This window comes from Bradyrhizobium sp. PRIMUS42 (assembly GCF_023006515.1).
Taxonomy (GTDB): Bacteria; Pseudomonadota; Alphaproteobacteria; order Rhizobiales; family Xanthobacteraceae; genus Bradyrhizobium.
Window position 1 is genome coordinate 1 of record NZ_JALBGZ010000876.1, and the last position, 2,315, is coordinate 2,315.

General features: G+C 65.6%; 3 protein-coding genes. All 3 read right to left on the reverse strand.

Annotation, left to right across the window (positions count from 1 at the left end):
- Positions 1-822, reverse strand: an 822-nt coding sequence (locus MOV75_RS35020) for a transketolase family protein (protein ID WP_247007629.1), incomplete at its 3' end; no start/stop codon positions are given.
- Positions 819-1,664 (reverse strand): transketolase, encoded by an 846-nt coding sequence (locus tag MOV75_RS35025; RefSeq protein WP_247007632.1) that lies wholly within the window; start codon positions 1,662-1,664, stop codon positions 819-821. The genes MOV75_RS35025 and MOV75_RS35020, both read right to left, overlap by 4 nt.
- A gap of 22 nt (positions 1,665-1,686) precedes the next feature.
- Positions 1,687-2,315: SDR family oxidoreductase (locus tag MOV75_RS35030; protein WP_247007630.1), on the reverse strand; the 629-nt coding region annotated here is incomplete at its 5' end.

Sequence of the window (2,315 nt, forward strand, 5' to 3'; positions counted from 1 at the left end):
GTTTTCGGCGACGACGACGAGGCGGCCCGGCTTGGCCGCTTCGCGCAGGATCGCCTCGGTGTCGAGCGGCTTGATCGTGGGCACGTGCAGGACAGCCGCATTGACGCGATCGTCCGACAGCGCCTTGGCCGCCTCAAGCGCGCGCATGGTCATGATGCCCGAGGAGATGATCAGGACGTCGGCACCATCCCGCAGCAGCGCGGCCTTGCCGAGCTCGAAACGATAACTGTACTCGTCGAGCACCAGCGGCACCTGGCCGCGCAACAGGCGCATGTAGACGGGCCCGCGATGCGCGGCGATGGCAGGCACGATCTGCTCGATCTCGTGCGCGTCGCAGGGATCAATCACGGTCATGTTGGGCATCGCCCGGAACAGCGCGAGGTCTTCTGCGGCCTGATGACTCGGCCCGTAGCCCGAGGTCAGGCCCGGCAGCGCGCAGGCGATCTTCACGTTGCGGTCTTCCTCCGCGATGGTTTGATGGATGAAGTCATAGGCGCGGCGTGAGGCGAACACCGCATAGGTCGTCGCGAACGGCATGAAGCCTTCGGCGGCGAGACCCGAGGCGGCGCCGAACAGAAGCTGCTCGGCCATGCCCATCTGATAGTACCGATCGGGAAAGGCCTGCGCGAAGATGTGCAGATCGGTGTATTTGCCGAGATCGGCGGTCATGCCGAGGACGTCTTCACGGCTGCGCGCGAGCTCGACCAGCGCGTGCCCGAACGGCGCCGGCCTGGTGCGCTGCCCTTCCGCCGCGATCGAGGCGATCATGGCCGACGTCGTCAGCCGCGGCTTTGCCGAAGTGGTTGGTGCGGCGGACTTCATGGCTGCTCTCCCGCGTCCAGTGCCGACAGTGCGAGCTGCCATTCATGCGGCTCGACGCGAATGAAGTGGTTCTTCTCGCGCTGCTCCAGGAACGGAACGCCCTTGCCCATCAACGTATCAGCGACGATCATGCGGGGCTTCGGCTCGGAATGCGCCATCGCGGCATCGAAGGCGCCGACCACCGCGTCGAGGTCATTGCCGTCGACCCGTTGCACGAACCAGCCAAACGCCGCGAGCTTGTCCACCAGCGGCTCGAAGCCGAGCATCTGCTTGGAGGGACCATCGGCCTGCTGATTGTTGACGTCGACGATCGCGATCAGATTGTCGAGCTGGTGGTGAGCCGCCGACATGATCGCTTCCCATTTGGAGCCCTCGTCCAGCTCGCCATCGGAGAACAGCGTGAAGATGCGCGAGGCCGACCGCTTGCGCTTCAGCCCGAGCGCCATGCCGACGGCGATGCCGAGACCGAGGCCGAGCGAGCCGCCCGACATTTCCATGCCCGGCGTATAGGACGCCATGCCGGACATCGGCAGGCGGCTGTCGTCGAAGCCGTAGCTCTCCAGCTCGGCCTCGGGAATGATCCCGGCTTCGATCAAGGCTGCATACAGCGCGATCGCATAATGTCCGTTCGACAGCAGGAAGCGGTCGCGACCTTCCCAGGCGGGATCTTCGGCGCGAAAACGCATGGCGTGAAAATAGGCTACCGCCAGCACGTCGGCGATGTCGAGCGCCTGGGCGATATAGCCCTGGCCCTGGACCTCGCCCATCAGCAGGGCGTTGCGGCGGATGTTGCGGGCGCGCTGGGCGAGCGTCGGCGCGTTTGCGAGCGTTGGTGTTGCCATCATCGTCTCTCTCCTGCTCCGCTCAGTGGATCAGCATGCCGCCGTTGACGTCGATCACGGCGCCGGTGACGTAGGCCGAGAGGTCGGAGGCGAGGAAGGTGTAGATGCCGGCGACGTCAGTGGCCTCGCCAAGCCGGCCAAGCGGAATGCCCTCGAGGATTTTTGTCCGCATCTCGTCGGTCAGCTTGCCGGCGGTAATGTCGGTGCCGATCAGGCCCGGCGTCACGCAGTTGACGCGGATGCCGTCGGGCCCGAACTCGCGCGCCATCGCCTTGGCAAGCCCGAGCACGCCGGCTTTCGCCGCCGAATAATGCGGCCCGCCAAAGATGCCACCGCCGCGCTGGGCCGAGACCGAGGACATGCAGGCGATCGATCCGCTCCTGCGCTTCTGCATGTGCGGGATCACGGCTTGCGACAGGAACAGGATGCCCTTGAGATTGACGTCCTGGATGCGGTCCCAATCTTCCGGCTTGATGTCGAGAAGCTTGACGGGCTGGGTCACGCCGGCGTTGTTGATGAGGATGTCGATCTGGCCGAATTTGGCGATGACCGCGTCGACCGCGCTGATGCAGGCCTGCTTGTTCGCGACGTTGCAGGCAAGGCCGAGATGCGGCTCGCCCACGGCCGGTTCGAGGCCGCGCGCGGCAGCTT

Bases quoted from the DNA above. Each gene is read 5' to 3' on its own strand.
- MOV75_RS35025 (WP_247007632.1), bottom strand. From the start codon at position 1,664: ATGGCAACACCAACGCTCGCAAACGCGCCGACGCTCGCCCAGCGCGCC.